Annotated in this window: 20 protein-coding genes and 1 tRNA gene; 16 read left to right on the top strand and 5 right to left on the bottom strand. The window is 61.1% G+C overall.

The window, feature by feature from the left end:
- The first annotated feature begins 130 nt into the window (after positions 1 to 130).
- The 11 genes from ACYCFC_RS19320 to ACYCFC_RS19270 all read left to right on the top strand — a co-directional run bounded on the left by ACYCFC_RS19320 (position 131) and on the right by ACYCFC_RS19270 (position 14,590).
- Positions 131 to 2,896, top strand: a complete 2,766-nt coding sequence (locus ACYCFC_RS19320) for an LPS-assembly protein LptD (RefSeq protein ID WP_459652630.1) — start codon at positions 131 to 133, stop codon at positions 2,894 to 2,896.
- Positions 2,877 to 4,181 (top strand): peptidylprolyl isomerase, encoded by a 1,305-nt coding sequence (locus ACYCFC_RS19315; RefSeq protein ID WP_459652629.1) that lies wholly within the window; start codon positions 2,877 to 2,879, stop codon positions 4,179 to 4,181. The genes ACYCFC_RS19320 and ACYCFC_RS19315 overlap by 20 nt, the downstream gene beginning before the upstream one ends.
- A gap of 161 nt (positions 4,182 to 4,342) precedes the next feature.
- On the top strand, positions 4,343 to 5,329 hold the full coding sequence (gene pdxA, locus ACYCFC_RS19310) for a 4-hydroxythreonine-4-phosphate dehydrogenase PdxA (protein WP_181082891.1): 987 nt from the start codon (positions 4,343 to 4,345) through the stop codon (positions 5,327 to 5,329).
- 219 nt (positions 5,330 to 5,548) lie between these two features.
- The gene (rsmA, locus tag ACYCFC_RS19305) at positions 5,549 to 6,343 is read left to right on the top strand and encodes a 16S rRNA (adenine(1518)-N(6)/adenine(1519)-N(6))-dimethyltransferase RsmA (protein WP_181082890.1); all 795 of its coding nucleotides are present in this window, start codon (positions 5,549 to 5,551) and stop codon (positions 6,341 to 6,343) included.
- Positions 6,344 to 6,363: 20 nt separating this feature from the next.
- Positions 6,364 to 6,747: a Co2+/Mg2+ efflux protein ApaG gene (apaG, locus tag ACYCFC_RS19300; RefSeq protein ID WP_181082889.1), complete on the top strand. Its 384-nt coding sequence runs from the start codon at positions 6,364 to 6,366 to the stop codon at positions 6,745 to 6,747.
- On the top strand, positions 6,744 to 7,571 hold the full coding sequence (locus ACYCFC_RS19295) for a symmetrical bis(5'-nucleosyl)-tetraphosphatase (RefSeq protein ID WP_459652628.1): 828 nt from the start codon (positions 6,744 to 6,746) through the stop codon (positions 7,569 to 7,571). The genes apaG and ACYCFC_RS19295 overlap by 4 nt, the downstream gene beginning before the upstream one ends.
- Positions 7,568 to 7,897: a thiosulfate sulfurtransferase GlpE gene (gene glpE / locus ACYCFC_RS19290; RefSeq protein ID WP_181082887.1), complete on the top strand. Its 330-nt coding sequence runs from the start codon at positions 7,568 to 7,570 to the stop codon at positions 7,895 to 7,897. The genes ACYCFC_RS19295 and glpE overlap by 4 nt, the downstream gene beginning before the upstream one ends.
- A gap of 280 nt (positions 7,898 to 8,177) precedes the next feature.
- Positions 8,178 to 10,100, top strand: a complete 1,923-nt coding sequence (locus ACYCFC_RS19285) for a PrkA family serine protein kinase (RefSeq protein ID WP_181082886.1) — start codon at positions 8,178 to 8,180, stop codon at positions 10,098 to 10,100.
- A gap of 96 nt (positions 10,101 to 10,196) precedes the next feature.
- Positions 10,197 to 11,468, top strand: coding sequence for a YeaH/YhbH family protein (locus tag ACYCFC_RS19280; protein ID WP_459652627.1), 1,272 nt, complete (start codon positions 10,197 to 10,199; stop codon positions 11,466 to 11,468).
- A 10-nt stretch (positions 11,469 to 11,478) separates the two neighbouring features.
- Positions 11,479 to 13,029 carry a SpoVR family protein gene (locus tag ACYCFC_RS19275; protein ID WP_459652626.1) on the top strand — a complete coding sequence of 517 codons (1,551 nt, stop codon included), beginning with the start codon at positions 11,479 to 11,481 and terminating at the stop codon, positions 13,027 to 13,029.
- 409 nt (positions 13,030 to 13,438) lie between these two features.
- Complete coding sequence (locus ACYCFC_RS19270; protein WP_459652625.1) at positions 13,439 to 14,590, top strand: multifunctional CCA addition/repair protein; 1,152 nt, start codon at positions 13,439 to 13,441, stop codon at positions 14,588 to 14,590.
- A 127-nt stretch (positions 14,591 to 14,717) separates the two neighbouring features.
- Here ACYCFC_RS19270 and folK read toward each other — a convergent pair whose 3' ends face one another.
- Together folK and folB are read right to left on the bottom strand one after the other, a co-directional pair.
- Complete coding sequence (gene folK, locus ACYCFC_RS19265; RefSeq protein WP_459652624.1) at positions 14,718 to 15,272, bottom strand: 2-amino-4-hydroxy-6-hydroxymethyldihydropteridine diphosphokinase; 555 nt, start codon at positions 15,270 to 15,272, stop codon at positions 14,718 to 14,720.
- Positions 15,263 to 15,616: a dihydroneopterin aldolase gene (gene folB / locus ACYCFC_RS19260; protein ID WP_459652623.1), complete on the bottom strand. Its 354-nt coding sequence runs from the start codon at positions 15,614 to 15,616 to the stop codon at positions 15,263 to 15,265. The genes folK and folB overlap by 10 nt, the downstream gene beginning before the upstream one ends.
- Positions 15,617 to 15,778: 162 nt before the next feature.
- Between folB and plsY the strand changes: the two genes are divergently transcribed.
- Positions 15,779 to 16,348, top strand: coding sequence for a glycerol-3-phosphate 1-O-acyltransferase PlsY (gene plsY, locus ACYCFC_RS19255; protein ID WP_459652622.1), 570 nt, complete (start codon positions 15,779 to 15,781; stop codon positions 16,346 to 16,348).
- On the opposite strand, the gene tsaD is transcribed toward plsY, so the two are convergent.
- Positions 16,345 to 17,388, bottom strand: coding sequence for a tRNA (adenosine(37)-N6)-threonylcarbamoyltransferase complex transferase subunit TsaD (gene tsaD, locus ACYCFC_RS19250; RefSeq protein WP_181082879.1), 1,044 nt, complete (start codon positions 17,386 to 17,388; stop codon positions 16,345 to 16,347). The genes plsY and tsaD overlap by 4 nt on opposite strands.
- A gap of 206 nt (positions 17,389 to 17,594) precedes the next feature.
- On the opposite strand from tsaD, the gene rpsU reads away from it, so the two are divergent.
- From rpsU to ACYCFC_RS19230, 4 genes are all read left to right on the top strand, one after another.
- Positions 17,595 to 17,810 carry a 30S ribosomal protein S21 gene (rpsU, locus tag ACYCFC_RS19245; RefSeq protein WP_003283508.1) on the top strand — a complete coding sequence of 72 codons (216 nt, stop codon included), beginning with the start codon at positions 17,595 to 17,597 and terminating at the stop codon, positions 17,808 to 17,810.
- Positions 17,811 to 17,954: 144 nt separating this feature from the next.
- Positions 17,955 to 19,883: a DNA primase gene (gene dnaG / locus ACYCFC_RS19240; RefSeq protein WP_459652621.1), complete on the top strand. Its 1,929-nt coding sequence runs from the start codon at positions 17,955 to 17,957 to the stop codon at positions 19,881 to 19,883.
- 276 nt (positions 19,884 to 20,159) lie between these two features.
- The gene (gene rpoD / locus ACYCFC_RS19235; protein WP_181082877.1) at positions 20,160 to 22,013 is read left to right on the top strand and encodes an RNA polymerase sigma factor RpoD; all 1,854 of its coding nucleotides are present in this window, start codon (positions 20,160 to 20,162) and stop codon (positions 22,011 to 22,013) included.
- Between the two features lie 114 nt (positions 22,014 to 22,127).
- Positions 22,128 to 22,204 (top strand) — tRNA-Ile (locus ACYCFC_RS19230).
- A 58-nt stretch (positions 22,205 to 22,262) separates the two neighbouring features.
- On the opposite strand, the gene ACYCFC_RS19225 is transcribed toward ACYCFC_RS19230, so the two are convergent.
- Entirely contained in the window at positions 22,263 to 23,492 is a 1,230-nt protein-coding gene (locus ACYCFC_RS19225; RefSeq protein WP_459652620.1) for an SH3 domain-containing protein, read from the bottom strand.
- Positions 23,485 to 24,561, bottom strand: a complete 1,077-nt coding sequence (locus ACYCFC_RS19220; RefSeq protein WP_459652619.1) for a phage integrase — start codon at positions 24,559 to 24,561, stop codon at positions 23,485 to 23,487. Before ACYCFC_RS19220 ends, ACYCFC_RS19225 begins: the two co-directional genes overlap by 8 nt.
- Position 24,562 lies beyond the last annotated feature (1 nt).

Genomic DNA, 24,562 nt, shown 5'->3' with positions numbered 1-24,562 from the left:
ATCAGGGCTCTCCACGGCGCTAGCCGATAGGCGGGTCATGCTTTATTATCCCGGATCTTTCTCAGCCCATCGAGAGGCCTGCGGCCCAGCCCGGCCGATGGCTCGCCGCAAGCACGGACCAAAAAACAAGATGGCAGTCAAATACCCCGCTTTTCGCAAAAAATTCCCCCTACTGGTTACTGGCGGTCTGCTCGCACTGCAACCTGTAGCGCTACCCGTCGCCATCGCTGCCGAACAGTTCGCCTGCCAGCCGGGTGCTGGCGGTGGCTGGGACTGCGCGAGCAATACTGCCAGCCCGACGTTGCTCCCACGCCCCGCACATCGCGGCAGTCCCGCTGAAAGCAGCACCGGTGTCGCGCAAGCGTCCACAAGCAAGGCCCAGCGCCCGGCAGCCACAACCACCGATGTCACCAAAAGCAAGGGCCGCGCCCTGGCTTCGCGCAGCGCTGACTACAGCCATCTGGACTGGGTCCCGCGCGACCAGCTGACCAATGCACAACTGGCCGAGACCGGCCCCTATTGCGCCGGCGCCTATGTAGAACCGAGCCGCCCAGGGAAATTCGACGATACACCCATGAGCGAAGCGCCGACCTACGTCTCGGCGAAGGCGACCCGCCACGAACAGGAGCAGGAAGTTTCCACGCTGGCAGGCGATGTCGTGTTGCGCCAAGGCAGTATGCAGGCCGAAGCCGATGAGGCGAACCTCTACCAGCTGGAGAATCGCGGCGAACTGAAGGGCAACGTCCGCTTGCGTGACCGCAATGCCCTGATGGTCGGTGATCGCGCGGAGATCTTCCTCGACAGCGGTGAAGCCAAGATCGAAAACGCCGAATACGTCCTTCATGACAGCAGGCTTCGCGGCAGCGCGCAGTACGCCAAGCGCGAGGAAACCGCCATCATTCGCCTCAAGGATGGCACCTACACCAGCTGCGCACCGGGCGAGAACACCTGGCACCTGAAAGGCAACAACGTCACGCTGAACCCGGCCAGCGGCTTCGGCTCAGCCACCAACGTCACACTGCGGGTCAAGGATATTCCGGTGTTCTACACACCCTATATCCACTTCCCCATCGATGATCGGCGCCAGTCCGGCTTCCTGATGCCGACCATCGGCAGTTCCAGCGACACCGGCCTGTCGCTGCTGACGCCCTACTATTTCAACCTGGCGCCGAACTTCGACGCCACGCTCTACCCGCACTACATGAGCGAACGCGGCCTGCTGATGGAAGGCGAATTCCGCTACCTGACACGCAGCAGCGAAGGCCAGTTCGGCGCCGCCTGGCTGGACGACAGCGACGACGAGCGCAAGCTGCAGTCGGAGCATAAAGACCAGCGCTGGATGTACAGCTGGCAGAACCGCAGCGGTCTGGATTCGCGCCTGCTGGCCGAAGTCGACTACACCGACATCAGCGACCCCTACTATTTCCAGGATCTGGATACCCAACTGGGCATCAGCCAGCCGGACTTTCTCGATCAGCGCGGCACGTTGACCTGGCGTGGCGACACCTTTACTGCCCGCTTGAACGTGCATGCCTACGAGGCCACCAGCGTGGTCGACACCACGCCTTACGAGCGTCTGCCACAGCTGACGCTGGATGGCCGCCTGCCGTTCCAGCCAGGCGGCCTGAACTTCGCTTACAGCACCGAGTTCGTCAGCTTCCAGCGGGATCTGCGCAGCGGTAACTTCCTCAATGAAGACGGTACGCCACAGCCATGGTATGACGAGAACGTAAGCGGCATTGATCGCGCCGAAGGCGAGCGTATCCACGTGGAGCCGGGCGTCAGCCTGCCCCTGAACTGGAGCTGGGGCTTTATCAAGCCGTCGCTGAAGTACGCCTATACCCAATACGATCTGGATCTGGACGCCAAAGGCCGTGCCGGCCTGAACGGACAGTTCAAGGACTCGCCCGACCGTAGCGTGCCCATCTTCAGCGTCGACTCTGGCCTTTATTTCGACCGCGATACCCAGTTTTTCAGCAAGGATTACCGCCAGACACTCGAACCCCGACTGTTCTATCTCTATGTCCCGGAAGAGGATCAGGTCGACATTCCGGTGTTCGATACCAGTGAAAGCAGCTTCAGCTATTCATCTCTATGGCGTGAAAACCGCTTCTCCGGCAAGGATCGTATCGGCGACGCCAACCAGATTTCCCTCGGCGTGACCAGCCGCTGGGTCGAGCCCAACGGCTTCGAGCGGCAGCGCTTCAGCATCGGCCAGGCCTTCTACTTTGAAGACCGCAAGGTACAGATGCCAGGCATCGACTATCGCACGCGTGCTTCGGAACAGTCTTCAGTATCGCCCTACGCGCTTGAATACATGTACCGCTACAACCGCGACTGGCGCTTCACCTCGACCTTCAACTGGGACCCGGACAGTCATCGCACCCGTTCCGGCAGCGCCATGTGGCACTACCAGCCTGCCGACAACCCGAACAAGATCCTCAATATCGGCTACCGCTACCGCAACGACACCATGCGTTACGACCAGGCAAGCGGTAAATGGACCTACGGCAGCGACTTCGGAACGCCTGGTCAGGCGAACTACATCAAGGACTACTACAAGATCAACCAGCATGACTTCTCGTTCGTCTGGCCGGTGGTCCCGCAGTGGAGCGTGATCGGGCGCTGGCAGCATGACTACAGCCGCAGTCGTACCCTGGAAGCCTTCGGCGGCTTCGAGTACGACAACTGCTGCTGGAAGATGCGCCTGATCAACCGCTACTGGATCGATTACGACGAGACTGACCTCAACCCGGACCTGAATGACGAACCGGATACCGGCATCTTCCTGCAGATCGTATTCAAAGGCCTCGGCAACGTCATCGGCGGCGCCACTGAGACATTCCTCGACGAAGGCATACAAGGTTACCGTGAACGTGAAAATCAAGCTTTCTGACACCCTGCGCCCCTTGCTGGGCGCCCTGCTGCTGGGCAGCGCCGCACTCGCCACGACGGTTTGCGCACAGGTTCGTCCGCTCGACCGCATCGTCGCCATCGTCGATAACGACGTGGTCATGCAAAGCCAGCTGGATCAGCGTCTGCGCGAAGTGCAGCAGACCATCGAAAAGCGCGGCGCCGAAATGCCCCCGACCGATGTCATGCAGCAACAGGTACTGGAGCGTCTGATTACCGAGAACCTGCAACTGCAGATTGGTGAACGCTCGGGCATTCGCATCTCCGACGAAGAGCTCAACCAGGCCCTGGCCACCATCGCCCAGCGCAACAACATGACGCTGGAGCAGTTTCGTGACGCACTGCAGCGTGACGGCCTGAGCCTGGAAACGGCACGCGAGCAGATTCGCCGCGAAATGATCATCAACCGCGTGCGCCAGCGGCGCATCGCCGAACGCATCCAGATATCCAACCAGGAAGTGGAAAACTTCCTTGCTTCGGATTTGGGAAAGCTGCAGCTTTCAGAAGAATACCGGCTGGCCAACATTCTGATCCCGGTGCCCGAATCCTCGGATTCCTCAACCATTCAGGCAGCCGAACAAAGCGCTGCGGACACATACCGGCAGTTGCAACAAGGGGCTGATTTCGCCCAGTTGGCGGTGTCCCGCTCGGCCAGCGAAAATGCCCTGGAAGGCGGCGATATGGGCTGGCGCAAGGCCGCGCAGCTGCCGCCGCCGTTCGACACCCAGGTGCGCGAACTTGCCGTGGGTGCAGTCACCCAGCCGGTACGCACGCCACCAGGCTTTATCATCCTCAAGCTGCTGGACAAGCGCGGTGGCGACACCCAGGTGCGTGACGAGGTGCATGTTCGCCATATCCTGATCAAGCCGAGCCAGATCCGCAGCGAAGCGGAAAGCCGCCGCCTGATCGAGCGCCTGCGGGACCGGATCGAAGCGGGTGAAGACTTCGCCGAACTGGCGCGCAGTTTCTCCGAAGATCCCGGCTCCGCTCTCAATGGCGGCGACCTGAACTGGATCGATCCGAGCTCGCTGGTCCCGGAATTCCGCGAAGTCATGGCCAACAGTGCCAACGGCCAACTGTCGGAACCCTTCCAGTCGCAGTTCGGCTGGCACATCCTGGAAGTACTGGGCCGCCGCGCCACTGATGCCAGCGAAGAGTACCGTGAACAGCAAGCCATGAACCTGCTGCGCAACCGCAAGTACGACGAAGAACTGCAGGCCTGGCTGCGCCAGATCCGCGACGAAGCCTATGTGGAAGTGAAGCTGTAGGGTGGATCACGCTTTATCGATCCACGGGGTGGCCATCCACCGAGCGGAGTCATGGTGGATATAAAAAGCGATATCCACCCTACGAAGCCCGCCTTTGTAGGTCGAATTAGCCGAAGGCGTAATCCGACGATCAGAAGGCAGAAGCACAGATCGGAGACAGCATGCCCCTTCCCTTCGTTGTGACCCCCGGCGAACCGGCTGGCATTGGCCCCGATCTGTGCCTGCTCATGGCTCGCGAAGCACAGCCGCAGGTGCTGATCGCCATCGCCAGCCTTGAGTTGCTCAAGGCACGTGCCGAACTGCTCGGGCTGGATATCCATTTGCAGCCGGTGCTACCTGGTGCCTGGCCGCAAACGCCGGCCCCGGCAGGCAGTCTTTACGTCTGGGACACCCCCCTGAAAGCGCTGGCAAAACCGGGCCGGCTCGACCCTCGCAATGGACAGTACGTGCTGGAAACCCTGACCCGCGCCGGCCAGGGCTGCCTGGATGGCCACTTCGCCGGGATGATCACCGCCCCGGTGCACAAGGGCGTGATCAACGAGGCCGGCATTCCCTTCTCCGGCCATACCGAGTTTCTCGCTGAACTGACCCACACCGAGCAGGTGGTCATGATGCTCGCCACCCGCGGCCTGCGCGTGGCGCTGGTCACCACACACCTGCCGCTCAAGGATGTCGCCGCGGCCATCACACGCGAACGCCTGGAGCGGGTCACGCGCATCCTGCATGCCGATCTGGTCGACAAGTTCGGCATCACCAGGCCGCGCATTCTGGTCTGCGGCCTCAACCCGCATGCGGGCGAAGGTGGCCATCTGGGGCGCGAGGAAATCGAGATCATCGAGCCGACGCTGGCCGGGCTGCGCAACGAAGGAATCGACCTGATCGGACCGCTCCCTGCCGATACGCTGTTCACACCGAAAAACCTCGACCGTTGCGACGCAGTGCTGGCCATGTATCACGACCAGGGCCTACCGGTGCTCAAGTACAAGGGCTTCGGCGCTGCGGTCAACGTCACCCTGGGCCTGCCCATCGTGCGCACCTCGGTCGATCACGGCACCGCGCTGGATCTTGCAGGTAGCGGGCGGATCGATACCGGCAGCCTGCAGGTGGCGCTGGAAACCGCGTACCAGATGGCGAACAGCCGGCTATAGGCTGGAGGCTGGAGGCTGGAGGCTGGAGGCTGGAGGCTGGAGGCTGGACAGAATCACTCCGGGACAATGCCGATCAAGAAGCTTTTTCGTTCAGCCTTCCAGCCTCAAGCGCTCTTAATCGGCTTTATCGGCTTACCCGACACACCTGCTAAAATGTGCGCCTTGTATTCGCTTTTCAGCTTCGAGCTTCAAGCTTCAAGCTGCTCCTTGGAGCTTTCGATGTCCGACTACCAACACCGAGCGCGCAAGCGCTTTGGCCAGAACTTCCTGCATGACGCCGGAGTTATCCATCGCATTCTGCGGGCCATACATGCCAAGCCGGGCGAGCGGCTCGTCGAGATCGGCCCTGGCCAGGGTGCGCTCACTGAAGGCCTGCTGGACAGCGGTGCGCACCTGGATGTGGTGGAGCTGGATCTGGACCTGATCCCGATTCTGCAGGGCAAGTTCGCCGGGCGTGACAACTTCACCCTGCACCAGGGCGATGCGCTGAAATTCGACTTCGCCCGCCTGAGCGAGGCGCCCAACAGTCTGCGCATCGTCGGCAACCTGCCCTACAACATCTCCACGCCGCTGATCTTCCACCTGCTCGACCACGCCCACCTGATCCGCGACATGCACTTCATGTTGCAGAAGGAAGTCGTCGAGCGCCTGGCCGCGCAACCTGGCGGCGGCGACTGGGGCCGGCTGTCGATCATGGTGCAATACCACTGCCGCGTGGAGCATCTGTTCAATGTCGGGCCTGGCGCCTTCAACCCTGCACCCAAGGTGGAATCAGCCATCGTCCGGCTGGTACCACATGCGGAACTACCACACCCGGCACGCGATCACCGCCAGCTCGAGACCGTCGTCCGCCAGGCCTTCAATCAGCGCCGCAAAACTCTGCGCAATACACTCAAGGGCCTGCTCGATGCGGACGCCATCGCCGCAGCGGATGTCGACGGCAGCCTGCGCCCCGAGCAACTGGATCTGGCCGCTTTTGTCCGGCTCTCCGATCAACTACCCGCCCGTACATAACGGCATACCGAGCAGAAGCCATGCCTGAAGATCTCCGCTACCGGATCGACGTCAACGTCACGCCGCAGTACCTGCCCGAGCAGTCGCAGCCGGAACAAAACCGCTATGCCTTTGCCTACAAGGTAGTGATCGAAAACAATGGCCAGCTTCCGGCCCAACTGCTGTCGCGCCACTGGATCATCACCGACGGTGACGGTCAGGTACAGGAAGTGCGCGGTGCTGGAGTGGTGGGCGAGCAACCCCTGATCGCCCCTGGCGAGCGCCATGTCTACACCAGCGGCACCCTGATGGGCTCCAGTGTCGGCATCATGCAGGGCAGTTACCAGATGCTCGCCGAGGATGGTCACGCTTTCGATGCAATCATCGCCCCCTTTCGCTTGGCCGTTCCCGGAGTGCTGCATTGACCACTTATGCCGTCGGCGACCTGCAAGGTTGTCTGGAACCCCTTCAGTGTCTGCTGCGGGAAGTCGATTTCAGCCCCTCCCGCGACTGCCTGTGGTTGGCCGGTGACCTGGTCAACCGTGGCCCGCAATCGCTGGAAGCATTGCGCTTCGTTCGCGACCTGGGCAGCTCGGGCGTCACGGTACTCGGCAACCACGACCTGCATCTGCTGGCCGTATCGCACAATATCGATCGACTGAAGCGCTCCGATACCCTCAAGCCGATTCTCGACGCGCCTGATCGCACCGACCTGATCGACTGGCTACGCCAGCAGAAGCTCGTTCACCACGACAGTGAACGGAAAACCACCATGGTCCACGCTGGCATCCCGCCGCAGTGGACGCTGGAAAAAGCTCTCAAGCGCGCCGCCGAAGTCGAGCAGGTACTGCGTGACGATGCCCTGCTGCTGCCATTTCTCGACGGCATGTACGGCAACCAGCCGGCCAAGTGGGACAAGGAGTTGCACGGTGTGCCACGGCTGCGCCTGATCACCAATTATTTCACCCGCATGCGCTTCTGCAAGGCCGACGGCACACTCAACCTGGAAGCCAAGGAGGGCATCGATACAGCACCGCCCGGCTTCGCCCCGTGGTTCAGCCATGCCAACCGCAAGACCCGTGACTGCAGGATAATCTTCGGCCACTGGGCCGCGCTGGAAGGCCACTGCGACGCACCCAACGTGCATGCACTGGACACTGGCTGCGTCTGGGGCAATGCCATGACCCTGATGAACCTCGACAGCGGCCAAATGCACCGTTGCGATTGCGATCACGAGAAGCCCGTATGACCGATTTCAAGCGCATTTCTCCCCAGCAGGCCCAGGCACTGCGTGAACAAGGCGGCGTGGTAGTGGATATCCGCGACGCCCACAGTTACGCCAGCGGGCACATTCGCGGCTCGACCCACCTGGACAATCACTCGCTGCCGGATTTCATTGCCGCAGCCGACCTTGACCAGCCGCTGATCGTCACCTGCTACCACGGTCACTCCAGCCAGAGTGCCGCGGCCTATCTGGTCAATCAGGGTTTCTCCGACGTCTACAGCCTCGACGGCGGCTTTGAGTTCTGGCGCCACACCTTTCCACAGGATGTCGAGCACGACGACCCGACATAAAAAGTCATTCTTCCAGAGGGCGCGCACCACGCGGCCTTGAGCCCCGCGCCTGAAAAAAACATCGCCAAATCACTGCTCGCCCCCTTGAGTTTGCCGAATCCGAACTATCCTTGAGTTCAGGCCATCCAAACAGGTGAAAGTCGACAAAAGACTACCGGGCCTCAGGTCACGACCATCGGCTGTTCGGGGGGACGCCACCATCAGGCCGCTGCACAACAGCTGGCCGCCCCTGAATGCCTGATGACAACACCGGCTCCGAGCATCGTCCGAGGTGAAGTCAATGAGCATTTTCAGCCATTACCAGCAACGATTCGAAGCAACCCGCCAAGAGGAGTATTCGCTTCAGGAATACCTCGATCTGTGCAAGGAAGATCCGGGTACCTACGCCACCGCCGCCGAGCGCCTGTTGATGGCCATCGGCGAGCCCGAACTGATCGACACCTCGACCGACCCGCGCCTGTCACGGATCTTTTCCAACAAGGTGATTCGCCGCTACCCGGCATTCGGCGACTTCCATGGCATGGAGGAGTGCATCGACCAGATCGTCTCCTACTTCCGCCATGCCGCGCAGGGACTGGAAGAGAAGAAACAGATTCTCTACCTGCTCGGCCCGGTGGGCGGCGGCAAATCCTCGCTGGCGGAACAGCTCAAGCACCTGATGGAAAAGGTGCCCTTCTATGCCATCAAGGGCTCGCCGGTGTTCGAGTCGCCACTGGGGCTGTTCAACCCCGCCGAGGATGCGCAGATTCTCGAAGAGGACTACGGCATTCCACCGCGCTACCTCAACTCGATCATGTCGCCCTGGGCCACCAAGCGCCTGCAGGAATTCGGCGGTGACATCAGCCAGTTCCGTGTGGTCAAGCTCTACCCTTCGATCCTCAACCAGATCGCCGTGGCCAAGACCGAGCCGGGTGACGAGAACAACCAGGACATCTCCGCCCTGGTGGGCAAGGTGGATATCCGCAAGCTGGAGGAGTTCCCGCAGAACGACGCCGACGCCTACAGCTACTCGGGCGCGCTGTGCCGGGCCAACCAGGGCCTGATGGAGTTCGTCGAGATGTTCAAGGCACCGATCAAGGTGCTGCACCCGCTGCTGACCGCGACCCAGGAAGGCAACTACAACAGCACCGAGGGGCTGGGCGCGATTCCCTACAGCGGCATCCTGCTGGCTCACTCCAACGAGTCGGAATGGCATACCTTCCGCAATAACAAGAACAACGAAGCCTTCATCGACCGCATCTACATCGTCAAGGTGCCGTACTGCCTACGCATGACGGACGAGGTGAAGATCTACGACAAGCTGCTGTTCAACAGCTCGCTGTCCAAGGCCCACTGCGCACCCGACACGCTGAAGATGCTCGCGCAGTTCTCGGTATTGAGCCGCCTCAAGGAGCCGGAAAACTCCAACATCTACTCGAAAATGCGCGTCTACGACGGCGAAAACCTCAAGGACACCGACCCCAAGGCCAAATCGATCCAGGAGTACCGCGATGCCGCCGGCGTCGACGAGGGCATGAACGGCCTTTCGACCCGCTTCGCCTTCAAGATTCTGTCCAAGGTGTTCAACTTCGACCCCCACGAGATCGCCGCCAACCCGGTGCACCTGCTGTACGTGCTGGAGCAGCAGATCGAGCAGGAACAGTTCCCTGCTGAAGTCCGGGAAAAGTACCTGCGTTTTATCAAGGAATACCTGGCGCCGCGTTACGTCGAGTTCATCGGCAAGGAAATCCAGACCGCCTACCTGGAAAGCTACAGCGAGTACGGGCAGAACATCTTCGACCGCTACGTGCTCTACGCCGATTTCTGGATTCAGGATCAGGAATACCGTGATCCCGAGACCGGCGAAATCCTCAATCGCATGGCCCTCAACGAGGAGCTGGAGAAGATCGAGAAACCCGCCGGTATCAGCAACCCGAAGGATTTCCGCAACGAGATCGTCAACTTCGTGCTGCGCGCCCGCGCCAACAACAGCGGCAAGAATCCGTCCTGGCTCAGCTACGAGAAGCTGCGCGTGGTGATCGAGAAGAAGATGTTCTCCAACACCGAGGACCTGCTGCCCGTCATCAGCTTCAACGCCAAGGCGAGCAAGGAAGACCAGAAGAAACACAGCGATTTCGTCGTGCGCATGGTCGAACGCGGCTACACGGAGAAACAGGTTCGCCTGCTCTCGGAATGGTATCTGCGGGTACGGAAATCGCAGTAATCCAAAGGCCGCTCAAGGCCAGAGGCTGTAGGCTGGACGAAAAAAAGCAACACCTCGTCCAGCCTACAGCCTACAGCCTCAGCCCGGAGGGCTCGTATGAGTTATGTGATCGACCGTCGCCTGAACGGCAAGAACAAAAGCACGGTGAACCGTCAGCGGTTCCTGCAGCGTTACCGTGGGCATATCAAGAAGGCCGTGGAGGAAGCCGTGGGCCGGCGCTCCATCACCGACATGGAGCATGGCGAACAGATCAGCATTCCCGGTCGCGATATCGACGAACCGGTGCTGCACCATGGCCGTGGTGGCCGACAGACCATCGTGCATCCCGGCAACAAGGAGTTCGTCGCCGGTGAGCGCATCCCGCGTCCGCAAGGTGGCGGCGGCGGGGGTGGCGCCGGGCAGGCCAGCGATAGCGGCGAGGGCATGGATGACTTCGTGTTCCAGATCACCCAGGAGGAATTTCTCGACTTCATGTTCGAGGACCTGGAACTGCCCAATCTGGTCAAGCGCCATATCACCGGTGCCGACACTTTCAAGACGGTACGCGCCGGCATCAGCAACGAAGGCAACCCGTCGCGGATCAACATCGTCCGCACCCTGCGTTCGGCACATGCGCGGCGCATCGCGCTATCGGGCAGCAGCCGTACGAAGCTGCGCGAGACAAAGGCCGACCTGGCGCGGCTCAAGCTTGAGGAACCGGATAATTTCACCGATATCCAGGCCCTCGAACAGGAACTCGAACGCTTGAGCGCACGCATCAACCGCGTGCCCTTTCTCGACACCTTCGACCTGAAATACAACCTGCTGGTCAAACACCCCAACCCCAGCTCCAAGGCTGTGATGTTCTGCCTGATGGACGTTTCCGGCTCCATGACCCAGTCCACCAAGGACATCGCCAAGCGCTTCTTCATCCTGCTGTACCTGTTCCTCAAGCGCAGCTACGACAAGATCGAGGTGGTATTCATTCGTCACCACACCAGCGCCAAGGAAGTGGACGAGGAGGAGTTCTTCTATTCACGGGAAACCGGCGGCACCATCGTCTCCAGCGCATTGAAAATGATGCAGGAAATCATGGCCGAGCGTTATCCGGTCAACGAGTGGAACATCTATGCGGCCCAGGCCTCGGACGGCGACAACTGGAACGATGATTCGCCGGTCTGCCGTGACATTCTGATCAACCAGATCATGCCGTTCGTCCAGTATTTTTCCTACGTCGAGATCACGCCTCGCGAACATCAGGCATTGTGGTACGAATACAATCAGGTGGCCGAAGCCTTTGCCGATTCGTTCGCCCAGCAGCAACTGGTGAGCGCGGGGGATATCTACCCGGTATTCCGCGAACTCTTCCAGCGACGCATGGCCAGCTGAGGTACGCAGCATGAAACGACAGCCCATTTCCACCGGTTCGGAATGGACCTTCGAGCTGATCCGTGCCTACGACCGCGAAATCGGGCGGATCGCCGAAGGCTACGCGCTTGACACCTATCCCAACCAGATCGAGGTGATCACCGCCGAGCAGATGATGGACGCCTATGCCTCGGTGGGCATGCCGCTGGGCTATCACCACTGGTCCTACGGCAAGCATTTCCTCAGCACGGAAAAGTCCTATTCGCGCGGGCAGATGGGCCTGGCCTACGAAATCGTGATCAATTCCGACCCCTGCATCGCCTATCTGATGGAAGAAAACACCATCACCATGCAGGCCTTGGTCATCGCTCACGCCAGCTACGGACACAACAGTTTCTTCAAGGGCAACTACCTGTTCCGCACCTGGACCGACGCCGGTTCGATCATCGACTACCTGGTCTTTGCCCGGCAGTACATCACCCAATGCGAGGAACGCCACGGCATCAATGCGGTGGAAGACCTGCTCGATTCCTGCCATGCGCTGATGAACTACGGCGTGGACCGCTACAAGCGCCCCTATCCCATCTCCGCCGAAGAGGAGCGGCGCCGTCAGAAGGACCGCGAAGAACACCTGCAAAAGCAGATCAACGATCTCTGGCGCACCATTCCCCGCGCCTCAGGCAAAGGCGATGAAGAGGACGACGACCAGCGCTTCCCGGTCGAGCCGCAGGAGAACATCCTCTACTTCGTCGAGAAACATGCGCCGCTGCTCGAACCGTGGCAGCGCGAGATCGTGCGCATCGTGCGCAAGATCGCGCAGTACTTCTATCCCCAGCGCCAGACCCAGGTGATGAACGAAGGCTGGGCGACCTTCTGGCACTACACCCTGCTCAACGATCTCTACGACGAGGGCCTGGTCACCGACGGCTTCATGATGGAGTTCCTGCAGTCGCACACCAGCGTGATCTACCAGCCGGGCTTCGACAGCCCTTACTACAGCGGCATCAATCCCTACACGCTGGGCTTCGCCATGTACCAGGACATCCGCCGGATCTGCGAAAAACCCACCGAGGAGGATCGCCGCTGGTTCCCCGATATCGCTGGCAGCGACTGGCTGACCACGGTGAAATTCGCCATGCAGAACTTCAAGGACGAAAGCTTCATCCTGCAATTCCTCTCGCCCAAGGTGATTCGCGACCTCAAGCTGTTCAGCATTCTCGATGACGACCACAAGGAAGAACTGCTGGTGCCGGCGATCCATGACGAGAGCGGCTACCACACCATCCGCGAACTGCTGGCCGCACAATACAACCTCGGCAACCGCGAACCCAACATTCAGGTCTGGAGCGTGGACCGGCGTGGCGACCGCTCGCTGACCCTGCGCCATCAGCAACACGACCGCAAACCCCTCGGCGGCTCCACCGAAGAAGTCCTCAAGCACCTGCACCGCCTCTGGGGCTTCGATGTCCATCTGCACTCCATGCAGGACGACAATCGGGTAGCCGCCCACCATATGCCGCCCAGAACCGAGGCAGAGCCCGAAACCAGATTTCCCGGTCTGAATCTGGCGGCAAGGCAATAAGGCTGGAGGCGGCGCTTTTGTGGGAGCGGTATGCACGCGGCCATCGCGGGAGGGGCCTTAGCAGGCCTTTGAAAAACTACCTGCGTTGGCAATACTGCGTTAAAAACAGGCTCGGACTGCTCATTTAGGCCACTAAACTCCGCGTCCTCGCCTGTTTTTGCCTTGTCTTGCCTGCCTCGACTACGTTTTTCAACGGCCTGTTAGCCGCGAACGGAACCACACCGATGCTCGGGAAGCGCTTCGCGACAAGTCCGCTCCCACAAAAGCAGGAGTGCTCCACCAACACATAACGGGGACATAGCCAGAAGTGTACGGCCCGTAGCCTGGCTTAGCCGAAGGCACAATCCAGGTCATGCCTTGTCGGCTTCCCCACCTTTATCCTTTATCCTCCGCCCCAACGGAGGAAGGCATGCAAATCTACAAAGTCGGCGGGGCGGTGCGTGATCGGTTGCTGGGGCGTCCCGTAACCGAGGTGGACTGGGTGGTGGTCGGCGCCAGCGCCGAGCAGATGCAGGCGCTGGGTTATCGCCCGGTAGGCGCGGATTTCCCCGTGTTCCTGCACCCAAAAACCGGCGAGGAGTATGCGCTGGCCCGCACCGAGCGCAAGAGTGGCCGCGGCTACGGCGGCTTCACTTTCTACGCCAGCCCCGACGTCACCCTGGAAGAAGACCTGATCCGCCGCGACCTCACCATCAACGCCATGGCCGAGGATGAACAAGGTCGGCTGATCGACCCTTACAACGGCCAGGCCGATCTCGCCGCGCACACCCTCAGGCACGTATCGCCCGCCTTTGCCGAAGACCCGCTGCGGGTACTGCGCGTGGCCCGCTTTGCGGCGCGCTATGCCGAACTGGGGTTCGGCATAGCCGAGGAAACTCTGGCGCTGATGCGTCAGCTGGCCGACTCGGGCGAGCTGCAGGCCCTCACCCCGGAACGCTGCTGGAAGGAAATTTCCCGCGCCCTGATGGAGCCGCGCCCCGATGTATTCGTGCAGGTGCTGCATGATTGCGGCGCGCTCACCGTGCTGTTTCCCGAACTCGATGCCCTGTTCGCAGCGCACAGCAGCAGGGGCAAGCGTCTGCTCAAAGTGCTGCGACAGTGCGCCCACCATGAACAGCCACTGGCCATTCGCTGGGCCTGCCTGCTGCATGACCTGAGCCAGGGCTGTGCGCCTGAACTGCGCCTGATCGAGGCCGTGAATGCGCGCTACAAGGTCCCGCGCGACTGTCAGGAGCTGGCCCTGCTGGTCGGTGAATTCCACAGCCAAGCACACCGGGCGCTGGAACTGGGCGCGGCAGAGTTGTTCAACCTGCTGCAGCACTTCGACATCCACCGCCGTCCCGAACGCTTCGAACAGTTCATTGCCGCCTGCGAAATGATCGCTTGTTCCGAATCACGGGCGTATCCACCAAGCGCCTGGCTGCACACAGCCGCAACCAGCGTCAGAGCGGTGGAAGCGAAATCGCTGATCGAGCAGGGCTACAAGGGCGCGGAACTGGGCGAAGCCCTGAAACGCGAACGACTCAAGGCAATCGAGCGTTTAGTGGCCTGCCAGCGCTGACCGGGGGTTCGCGGACAAGCCCGCTACAGCAGTGGTCTGGCACAGACTTCGTCCGCAGGAGCGGCCCTGGCCGCCAATGGGAGCACAGGCGTAGCGACTGACGGCGAGGCCATCTCACCTCCCACGTCTATTTGCAGCCTGAGGTTGCCTGACCCGAATGCGCCTGCAGCAACGCCAGCGGCGTCAGCTCGGTCTCCCGCCAGCGAAAGGCCGTTGGCCACAGCGGCTGGTCGATCCGTGCCGCCTGCCAAAGCTCGGCGAAAGTCTGTCCAGCCACGGGATGCCGCATCTCGGGCGCCAGCAGGGCCAGCGGCCAGAGCACGAAGGCATTCTTCAGCACCTCCGGGCGCGGCAACTCCAGGCCGTGGAAATTGCCCACCTGATCGCCGTACATCAGCACGTCGATATCCAGCGGCAGCCCCTTGCGCTCGGGGGCGTAGCGGCCATTATCCGCCTCGATGAACTTGAGCCGGCGGTCCAGCTCCATCAGCGGCAGCTCGGTCAGGCCAGCCACCGCCAGATTGAAGAAATTGTCACCCTTGTAGCCCACCGCATGACTTTCAAAGACCGGCGAGCAGCGCATGTCACCCAGCAATTGGCTCAGCGCATCGAGCCCGGCGCTCAGGTTGCGCTTGCGCCCGACATTACTACCGAGCCCAAGCAATACGGGTATCAGCGACATCCGCGCTCGATCTCCACGCCCAGCGCCGAAGCGCGGGCATTGACGCCCGGTTTGGTTACCCGCAGGCGCAGCCAGGGAATGCCGAAGCGCTCCATCAGGCACGCCGCGAGGCGCTCGGCGAAGGTCTCGACCAGCTCGAGGCGGGCGGTCTGCGCGAAATGGTCAATAACCTTGGCCACCTCGGCATAATCCAGCGCCTTGTCCAGCTCGTCATTCTGCGCAGCGGGACGAATATCCCAGCCCAGGGTCAGATCCAGCCGCAGGCACTGCCGAATACCGCGCTCCCAGTCATAGGCGCCAATCAGCGTATCCACTTCCAGCCCTTCGATGAAAACTGTATCCACGCACCTCTCCCCACGGCATGAACATTCACCATGCCGTTGGCAGATCGTTGAAAACACAGGCGAGGCCGGTAAGACTAAGCTGTTTTTAACGAAGTATTGCCAACGCAGGTTGTTTTACAGCGGCCTGTTAGACTCTGGGACCCCTGCCCCGGATGTAATTTCATGTTCTGGCAACTGACACTGCTCGCTTACCTGATCGGATCACTGTCATTCGCCATTCTACTCAGTCGCTTGGTCGGGGCACCCGATCCACGTGGCAGTGGCTCGGGTAATCCTGGCGCGACCAACATGCTGCGGCTGGCTGGCAAGCGCCTGGCGATCGCCACGCTGTGCGGCGACCTGCTCAAGGGCCTGCTGCCCGTCCTGCTCGCCGAAGCTCTGGGGCTGCCGCTCGAGCAGCAAAGCTGGATCGCACTGGCAGCGGTGCTCGGTCACCTGTACCCGCTGTATTTTCGTTTTCGCGGAGGCAAGGGCGTGGCCACTGCAGCAGGCGCCCTGCTCGGGCTCTATCCCCCCGCCGCGCTTCTCGCGCTGACCGCTTGGCTACTGGCGTTCAAATTCTCCCGCACCAGCTCACTGGCCGCGCTGGCCGCGTTGCCGCTGTGTCTGCCACTACTCGCCTGGCAGCGCCCCGACAGCCTGCTGCCGATGGCCTTGCTGGCCAGCCTGATCATCTGGCGGCATCGCAGCAATCTGCGCGACCTGATGGCCGGACGCGAAAGGCATTTTTAAATCGCAGCCTGCTGCTCGCAACTCGGCAGGCTCTCCATCGGCCAGCGTGCCTGCACCTTGATCGCCAGGTCTTCATGCTGCCCAGCCAACAGGCGCTGGCAACCGGCGTAGGCGATCATCGCACCATTGTCTGTACAGAAGCGTGGTCGCGCATAGAACACCTGTCCTTTCCGCTCGGCGAGCATGCTTTCCAGGCTTTGCCGCAAAGCCTGATTGGCGCTGACGCCGCCAGCGATCACCAGCGTATTCAGTCCCGTCTGCTGCAGGGCGCGCCGGCATTTGATCGTCAGCGTTTCGACCACCGCCTGCTGGAAGGCCTGGGCGATGTCACAGCGTGTCTGCTCACCCTCATCACCGGCATCGCGGCAGCGCTGCCAGGTAGTCAGGGTGGATGTCTTCAGGCCGCTGAAACTGAAATCCAGCCCCGGACGGTCGGTCATCGGGCGCGGGAAGACGAAGCGCCCCGGCTTACCGCGCTCGGCCAACGCGGCGATTTCAGGGCCGCCCGGATAGCGCAGCCCCATCAGCTTGGCGGTCTTGTCGAAGGCTTCACCGGCGGCGTCATCCACCGACTCGCCCAACAACTCATAGCGGCCAATGCCGTCGACGCGCACCAGTTGCGTATGGCCACCGGAGACCAGCAAGGCAACGAACGGGAACGCCGGGGGCTGCTCTTCGAGCATCGGCGCCAGCAGATGGCCTTCCATGTGGTGCACGCCAATCGCCGGCACACCCCAGGCAAAAGCCATCGCCTGTGCGCAGGAGGCACCGACCAGCAAGGCGCCGACCAGACCGGGACCGGCGGTATAGGCCACCGCGTCGATCTGACTCGAATCGCGCCCGGCCTCATTCAGCACCTGACGAATCAACGGCAGCATGCGCTTGACGTGATCGCGCGACGCCAGCTCGGGCACCACACCCCCATAGACGCGATGCAGATCGATCTGACTGAACAGCGCATCGGCCAGCAGCCCCTGTTCGCTGTCATAGAGCGCGACACCGGTTTCGTCGCATGAAGTTTCCAGCCCCAGCACCAGCATTGGGTGTGTAACCTGCAGAAAGCGAATGAAGCCGCGCATGATAATCGCCGCAGCCGCGAAACGGGAACAACCGCTGATGCTTTTCGCTCAACGGCCTTTGCATTCCTCGCAGCAAGGCGTTAACATCCGCAACCCTTAAAACCAGCGTGCTCGCTATCTTTGCCGAAGCGCGTTGTAACCGGTAAACAAGTGAAGGTACGTCCTGGATGCCCAACGTTAAAGTTAAAGAGAACGAACCATTCGACGTAGCTCTGCGTCGCTTCAAGCGTTCTTGCGAAAAAGCCGGTGTGCTGGCAGAAGTCCGCAGCCGCGAGTTCTACGAGAAGCCCACTGCCGAGCGCAAGCGTAAAGCTGCTGCCGCAGTCAAGCGTCACGCCAAGAAAGTGCAGCGCGAACAGCGCCGCAGCGTTCGTCTGTACTGATCCACGTACAACGAAGCCGCATAAAGCCCGGCGAATGCCGGGCTTTGCATTTGCGCCGAAAAAAGACTCCGCTTCGCCAGTTGGCGAATGGGCGGAGTTTTTTCATTTCCGCGCCACTCATCGCGAGCGTACTCTAAAGCCCCTATGGCCGGCCTGATTCCACAGTCCTTCATTGATGACCTGCTCAACCGCTCCGATATCGTCGAAGTGGTGAGTTCGCGCATTCAACTGAAAAAAGCCGGGAAGAACTACACCGCCTGCTGCCCGTTCCACAAGGAAAAGACCCCCTCGTTCAGCGTCAGCCCCGACAAGCAGTTCTACTACTGCTTCGGTTGTGGCGCAGGCGGCAACGCCCTTGGCTTCATCATGGACCACGACAGCCTGGACTTTCCCCAGGCGGTCGAGGATCTGGCCAAGCGCGCCGGCATGGAAGTGCCCCGCGAGGAAAGCGGCCCCGGCCGCAAACCCAGGCAGCCGGTCGACTCGCCGCTTTACCCGCTGCTCGATGCCGCCGCCGACTATTACCGCCAGGCGCTGAAGAATCATCCGGCCCGCAAGGCCGCCGTGGAATACCTGAAAAGCCGCGGCCTGTCGGGGGTGATCGCACGCGACTTCAGCCTCGGCTTCGCACCGCCCGGCTGGGACAACCTGATCAAGCATCTTGGCGGCGACAGCCTGCAACACAAGGCCATGCTCGACGCCGGCCTGCTGATCGAAAACGCCGAAACCGGGCGCAGCTATGACCGCTTCCGTGACCGCGTGATGTTTCCCATCCGTGACAGTCGTGGGCGCATCATCGCCTTCGGCGGACGGGTGCTGGGCGACGACAAACCCAAGTACCTCAACTCGCCGGAAACCCCGGTATTCCACAAGGGCCAGGAACTCTACGGCCTCTATGAGGCACGCAAGACCAACCGCGACCTCGACGAGATCATGGTGGTGGAAGGCTACATGGACGTCATCGCGCTGGCCCAGCAAGGCCTGCGCAACGCGGTTGCCACCCTCGGTACCGCCACCAGCGACGAGCACCTCAAGCGCCTGTTCCGTGTCGTCCCCAGCGTGCTGTTCTGCTTCGACGGTGATGCAGCCGGGCGCAAGGCCGCCTGGCGCGCACTGGAATCGACCCTGCCCAACCTGCAGGATGGCAGGCGCGCGCGCTTTCTGTTCCTGCCCGAAGGCGAAGATCCGGACAGCCTGGTTCGCCGTGAAGGCACCGATGCCTTCCTTGCCCGCATCCAGCAGCAGGCACAGCCGCTGGCCGACTATTTCTTCCAGCAGCTCAGCGAGGAAGCCGACCCGCGCTCACTGGAAGGCAAGGCCCACCTGGCCACGCTGGCAGCACCGCTCATCGAAAAGATTCCCGGCACCAACCTGCGCACCCTGATGCGTCAGCGCCTGGGTGAAATCACCGGCCTGCACGGCGATGCACTGCAACAGATAACCACTGCAGCGCCAACCGCAGCGCCCCACTACGATGACAACGCCTATTACGACGCCAGCACCGGCCACGAGGAAGACACCTGGTACGCGCCGCCAGAGCCTGCCCAGCCCAGGCGCGGCGACAAGAAAGACAAAGACTGGAAAAAGGACTGGAAAAAATCCGGCCAGCGGCCAGACTTCAAGGCACGAGGCCCGCGCACTCCCACCAGTGTCGAACCTCCGGCACTGACCACCCTGCGCACCCTGCTGCATCATCCCGAGCTGGCACAAAAGGTCGAAGATGCCAGTAATTTTGCCGCAGAAGACGATACTTACGCCCAACTGCTGGTCGCCCTGCTCGGCACCCTGCAAAAAAATCCAAAGCTGCGCAGCCTGCAATTGATCGCTCGCTGGCACGGCACCGACCAAGGGCGTCTTTTACGCGCCCTGGCGGAGAAAGAATGGCTGATCTCGGCCGATAACCTTGAACAACAGTTTTTCGACACCATAACTACCCTGGCCGCCAGACAACGCGAACGCAGCCTCGAAACGCTGCTGCGCAAGGCCCGCCAGGGCGAGCTCAGCGCAGAGGAAAAAGATCAGCTGCGCAATCTCTTGAATCGCAACGCAACACCCACTAAAGGGTCCCTCTAAAAACATAGGCGAGGCAGTCAAGACAAGGCGCAACGACCAACGGGAATAACAGCCGCAGGCTGGCCCGAAGGGCGAGCGTAACGAGTCAAAACAGGCAAGGACGCGGAGTTTAGTGGTCTAAATGAGCAGTCCAAGCCTGCTTTTAACACCGTATTGCCAACGCAGATAGTTTTTAGAAGTGCCCTAAATCGACCTCAACTGGCGCGTGAGGTCCCTGCTCGGCTATAATGCTCAGCTTGTTTTCAGCCCGCCAGAACCGTCAGTGGATAGGGTTATATGTCCGGAAAAGCGCAACAGCAGTCTCGTCTCAAAGAATTGATCCAGCGTGGCCGTGAGCAGGGTTACCTGACTTACGCTGAGGTCAATGACCACTTGCCGGAGGATATTTCCGATCCGGAACAGGTGGAAGATATCATCCGCATGATCAACGACATGGGTATCAATGTATTCGAGGTTGCCCCGGATGCCGATGCCCTGTTGCTGGCCGAAGCCGATACCGATGAAGCCGCTGCCGAAGAGGCCGCCGCGGCTCTCGCTGCCGTGGAAACCGACATTGGCCGTACCACCGACCCGGTGCGCATGTACATGCGCGAAATGGGCACGGTCGAGTTGCTGACCCGCGAAGGCGAGATCGAAATCGCCAAACGCATCGAGGAAGGCATCCGCGAAGTCATGAGCGCCATCGCTCATTTCCCCGGAACCGTCGACAGCATTCTTGCCGATTACGACCGCGTCACCACCGAAGGCGGTCGCCTGACCGAAATCCTCAGTGGCTACATCGACCCTGACGACGACGGCGCCGCCGCACCTCAGGAAGTCGAGCCCGTCACACCTCCAGCGGCCGCAAAGCCTGCAGCCGACGGCAAGGAAGAAGACGAGGAAGACGACTCCGAAACCGAAGAGGAAGAAGGCGATGGCGGCCCGGACCCGGAAGTTGCCCGCGTACGTTTCGGTGCCGTTGCCGAACAGCTGGAAGTCGCCAAGAAAGCTTTGAAAAAGCATGGTCGCGGCAGCGAGCAGGCAACCGATGCCCTGCAGGAGCTGGCCATCCTGTTCATGCCGATCAAGCTCATTCCTAAGCAGTACGACGCATTGGTCGAGCGCGTGCGTGACGCTCTGAACCAGATCCGTGCGCAGGAACGCGCCATCATGCAGCTTTGCGTACGTGACGCCCGCATGCCGCGCGCCGACTTCCTGCGCCAGTTCCCCAACAACGAGACCGACCTCGACTGGGCCGACCAACTGGCCAGCGGCAAGAGCAAGTACGCCGAAGCCATCGGCGCACGCAAGGAAGACATCCAGCGCTGCCAGCAGAAGCTGATCGCACTGCAGGACGAATGCGAACTGGCCATCGCTGACATCAAGGACATCAACCGCCGCATGTCCATCGGCGAAGCCAAGGCTCGCCGGGCGAAGAAAGAGATGGTCGAGGCCAACCTGCGCCTGGTTATTTCCATCGCCAAGAAGTACACCAACCGCGGCCTGCAGTTCCTCGACCTGATCCAGGAAGGCAACATCGGCCTGATGAAGGCGGTGGACAAGTTCGAATACCGTCGCGGCTACAAGTTCTCCACCTACGCCACCTGGTGGATTCGCCAGGCGATCACTCGCTCCATTGCCGACCAGGCGCGGACCATCCGCATCCCGGTGCACATGATCGAGACGATCAACAAGCTCAACCGCATCTCCCGCCAGATGCTGCAGGAAATGGGCCGCGAGCCCACGCCCGAAGAGCTGGGCGAGCGCATGGAAATGCCCGAGGACAAGATCCGCAAGGTACTCAAGATCGCCAAAGAACCGATCTCCATGGAAACCCCCATCGGTGACGACGAAGACTCGCACCTGGGCGACTTCATCGAAGACTCCGCCATGCAATCGCCCATCGACGTGGCGACCGTGGAGAGCCTCAAGGAAGCCACCCGCGACGTCCTCTCCGGCCTCACCGCACGGGAAGCCAAGGTCCTGCGCATGCGCTTCGGCATCGACATGAACACCGACCACACGCTTGAAGAGGTGGGTAAGCAGTTCGATGTCACCCGCGAACGCATCCGCCAGATCGAAGCCAAGGCACTGCGCAAACTGCGCCACCCGACGAGAAGCGAGCACCTGCGCTCCTTCCTCGACGAGTAACCAAAACCCCCGGCCAAAACCGGGGGTTTTGCTTTCCACCACGCAAAGCAGCCGTCTCACACAGCTTCGCTTGGCGCACCCGCAACACCCCCGGTATAATCCGCCGGCCTCTGAGGGCCTATAGCTCAGTTGGTTAGAGCAGAGGACTCATAATCCTTTGGTCCACGGTTCGAGTCCGTGTGGGCCCACCATCTTCAAAGCCGCGCACTGCGCGGCTTTTGCCCTACTGAATGCTCTTCAATCAGGATTTCATAACGTCTCGACGTCCACTTTTTGTCCACGCAGGCGCTTTGGCCTGGGTACTGGAGTGGTGACTGACACGTACATCCAGCCCTCGAGATACCCATCTGGTGTCTCCGCTTCTACGCGGTACCACCCCTTATCGTTGTATTCCAGCACCTCAACCGGATGCGCGAACGGCAGCGAGGCGATGGACTTGCTTTGCGTAGTTGGTTCAGCGCGGAGGTTTGCTCCCTCGCGGTTAACCATGCGTACGTCAGCAAGCAGCACTCGCTGTTCGTTGCTCAATAGCGCAGCCCGTTCGTGCACATCGGCCGGCGCAGAAGCGCCCGACATCAGAGCCGTCAAAAATGCGTATGCCATGTAGGTGTTGAAGATGCGAAGCAGCATGTCCCAATACACCAAGACCTGAACGTAGACCGAGTGTAAGCGCTGCATCGCTGTTGGAGACAGCTTCGCTACTTCACCGTCAGAAATCGCCTGAACGATCTGAAGGTCAGCGCTGCGGACCGGATCGACCTCGAGGCCTGCAAAATCACCGACATCAAGACTGTCGAATCGCGCTACGCGCTGTACCTTGGCACCAGATTCGCCAAAGCTATCGGGGCTCGCCAAGTAGCTGGCTAAAACAGACCCGCTCAACAGCTCCTGATACGACCCTGCAACAACGGCCAGCTCTGTCTGTATCCGCGCACTACCGGATATATCTGCAAATTGCTGTTGCAGCTCATCCAGATATGACGGCCTGGTCAACTCTGCCATTTGAGCCTGGAAGCCCGTCAGGTACGACGGCCGCGTCAGCTCATCCATCCGAGCCTGGAAGTCTTCCAGGTATGACGGCCGGGTCAGCTTATCCAGTTGATCTTGGAGGTCAGTCAGAGCTGACGGCCTCGTCAGCTTTTCGAACTGCTCATGAAGGTCCGTCAGAGCCGACGGCCTCGTCAGCTTTTCGAACTGCTCATGAAGGTCCGTCAGAGCCGACGGCCTCGTCAGCTTTTCGTACTGCTCATGAAGGTCCGTCAGAGCCGACGGCCTCGTCAGCTTTTCGAACTGCTCATGAAGGTCCGTCAGAGCCGACGGCCTCGCCAGCTTATCGAACTGATCCTGAAAGTCCGTCAGGGCCGATGGCCGTGTCAGCGCAGCGATCTTTTCGAGCAAATCATCAATGGATGTCGTGCCCCCGAACTTCTGACGCACCCCCTTGTTGGGGTTGTGCTGTTTCTTCTTTTTTTCAGTCATGAGCGCATCCCTGCTCATTCGGGCTACCGCCCGGAGCGTTCTGTTTAGCCAACGGATTCAAATTCACCACATCAGCCAAATGCCCCGGACTGAAGTGGGCGTATTTCTGGGTCATGGCCAGGGTGGCGTGGCCGAGGACGCGTTGTAGGGTGAGGATGTCGCCGCCGTTCATCATGTAGTGGCTAGCGAAGGTGTGGCGCAGGACGTGGGTGAGCTGGCCTTCGGGGAGCTCGAGGCCGATCGCCTCGATCACGTCCCGGAATTTTGAATAGCTGGGCTTGAAAGGCAGGGCCGCGGTCAGGCGCTGCTGCAGCTCTGCAGAGATCGGCACCGAGCGGTTCTTGCTGGACTTGGTCTTGCTGTAGTGGATCAGCCCGTTGCGCACCTGGCGGGGCTGCAGGCCCTCCGCTTCGCCCCAGCGGGCGCCAGTGGCCAGGCAGACCTCACTGATCAGCCGCACGTGCGCCGCCTCGTCGCCCAGACCGGCCAGCAGTTCGGGGATCTGCTCGGCTGTCAGATAGGCCATCTCCGCTTCATCGAACTTCAGCGCCCGGACCTTGGCCAGGGGGTTCTCCCCTTTCCACTCGCCCAGGCGCTCCAGCTCGTTGAACACCGCACGCAGGTAAGCCAGTTCGTGATTGAGCATGTTCGCGCTGATGGGCTTGGGCTTATCGTCCGCCTTACCGCGGCCGCGCCCTGGCTTCGCCCTGGTGTGCTTGCCTTCCGCGCGCTCGGCACGGTAGGTGGCGAAGTGGTTGGCGGTGAACTTGTGGGCCTTCGGGTCGCCCATGCGCTCGGCCATCGCCAGCAGCAGAGCCAGGCGCTGCTCGCCGGTTTTCAGGCTCTGGCCATGCAGCGTGTACCAAAGGTCGATCAGCTTGCTCAGCCGGCGTTCGTCCAGCTTTGGCGCTTTCTCGAACTCGCCCCTAGACCCGTCGCCCATGATGCGGCGCTCCAGGTGCATGGCTTCGTTCTTCGACTTCACCCGACGGCGGATCCGCGGGCCCGCACGCCCCTCGGGCCGGCAGTCGACCAGCCATTCGCCGGTCTCCAGTTTCTTGATCGACATG

This window comes from Stutzerimonas sp. NM35 (genome assembly GCF_054604355.1).
Note: the sequence above shows the minus strand (reverse complement) of the source record. Positions and strands in the feature narration are given on the sequence as shown.

Coding starts and splice junctions, on each gene's coding strand:
- ACYCFC_RS19285 (WP_181082886.1), top strand. CDS start 8,178: ATGAGCATTTTCAGCCATTACCAGCAACGATTCGAAGCAACCCGCCAA.
- ACYCFC_RS19225 (WP_459652620.1), bottom strand. CDS start 23,492: ATGACTGAAAAAAAGAAGAAACAGCACAACCCCAACAAGGGGGTGCGT.
- rpoD (WP_181082877.1), top strand. CDS start 20,160: ATGTCCGGAAAAGCGCAACAGCAGTCTCGTCTCAAAGAATTGATCCAG.
- ACYCFC_RS19220 (WP_459652619.1), bottom strand. CDS start 24,561: ATGTCGATCAAGAAACTGGAGACCGGCGAATGGCTGGTCGACTGCCGG.
- plsY (WP_459652622.1), top strand. CDS start 15,779: ATGTTCTGGCAACTGACACTGCTCGCTTACCTGATCGGATCACTGTCA.
- folK (WP_459652624.1), bottom strand. CDS start 15,272: ATGTCGCTGATACCCGTATTGCTTGGGCTCGGTAGTAATGTCGGGCGC.
- rsmA (WP_181082890.1), top strand. CDS start 5,549: ATGTCCGACTACCAACACCGAGCGCGCAAGCGCTTTGGCCAGAACTTC.
- dnaG (WP_459652621.1), top strand. CDS start 17,955: ATGGCCGGCCTGATTCCACAGTCCTTCATTGATGACCTGCTCAACCGC.
- ACYCFC_RS19280 (WP_459652627.1), top strand. CDS start 10,197: ATGAGTTATGTGATCGACCGTCGCCTGAACGGCAAGAACAAAAGCACG.
- tsaD (WP_181082879.1), bottom strand. CDS start 17,388: ATGCTGGTGCTGGGGCTGGAAACTTCATGCGACGAAACCGGTGTCGCG.
- rpsU (WP_003283508.1), top strand. CDS start 17,595: ATGCCCAACGTTAAAGTTAAAGAGAACGAACCATTCGACGTAGCTCTG.
- pdxA (WP_181082891.1), top strand. CDS start 4,343: ATGCCCCTTCCCTTCGTTGTGACCCCCGGCGAACCGGCTGGCATTGGC.
- ACYCFC_RS19320 (WP_459652630.1), top strand. CDS start 131: ATGGCAGTCAAATACCCCGCTTTTCGCAAAAAATTCCCCCTACTGGTT.
- ACYCFC_RS19275 (WP_459652626.1), top strand. CDS start 11,479: ATGAAACGACAGCCCATTTCCACCGGTTCGGAATGGACCTTCGAGCTG.
- apaG (WP_181082889.1), top strand. CDS start 6,364: ATGCCTGAAGATCTCCGCTACCGGATCGACGTCAACGTCACGCCGCAG.
- ACYCFC_RS19270 (WP_459652625.1), top strand. CDS start 13,439: ATGCAAATCTACAAAGTCGGCGGGGCGGTGCGTGATCGGTTGCTGGGG.
- glpE (WP_181082887.1), top strand. CDS start 7,568: ATGACCGATTTCAAGCGCATTTCTCCCCAGCAGGCCCAGGCACTGCGT.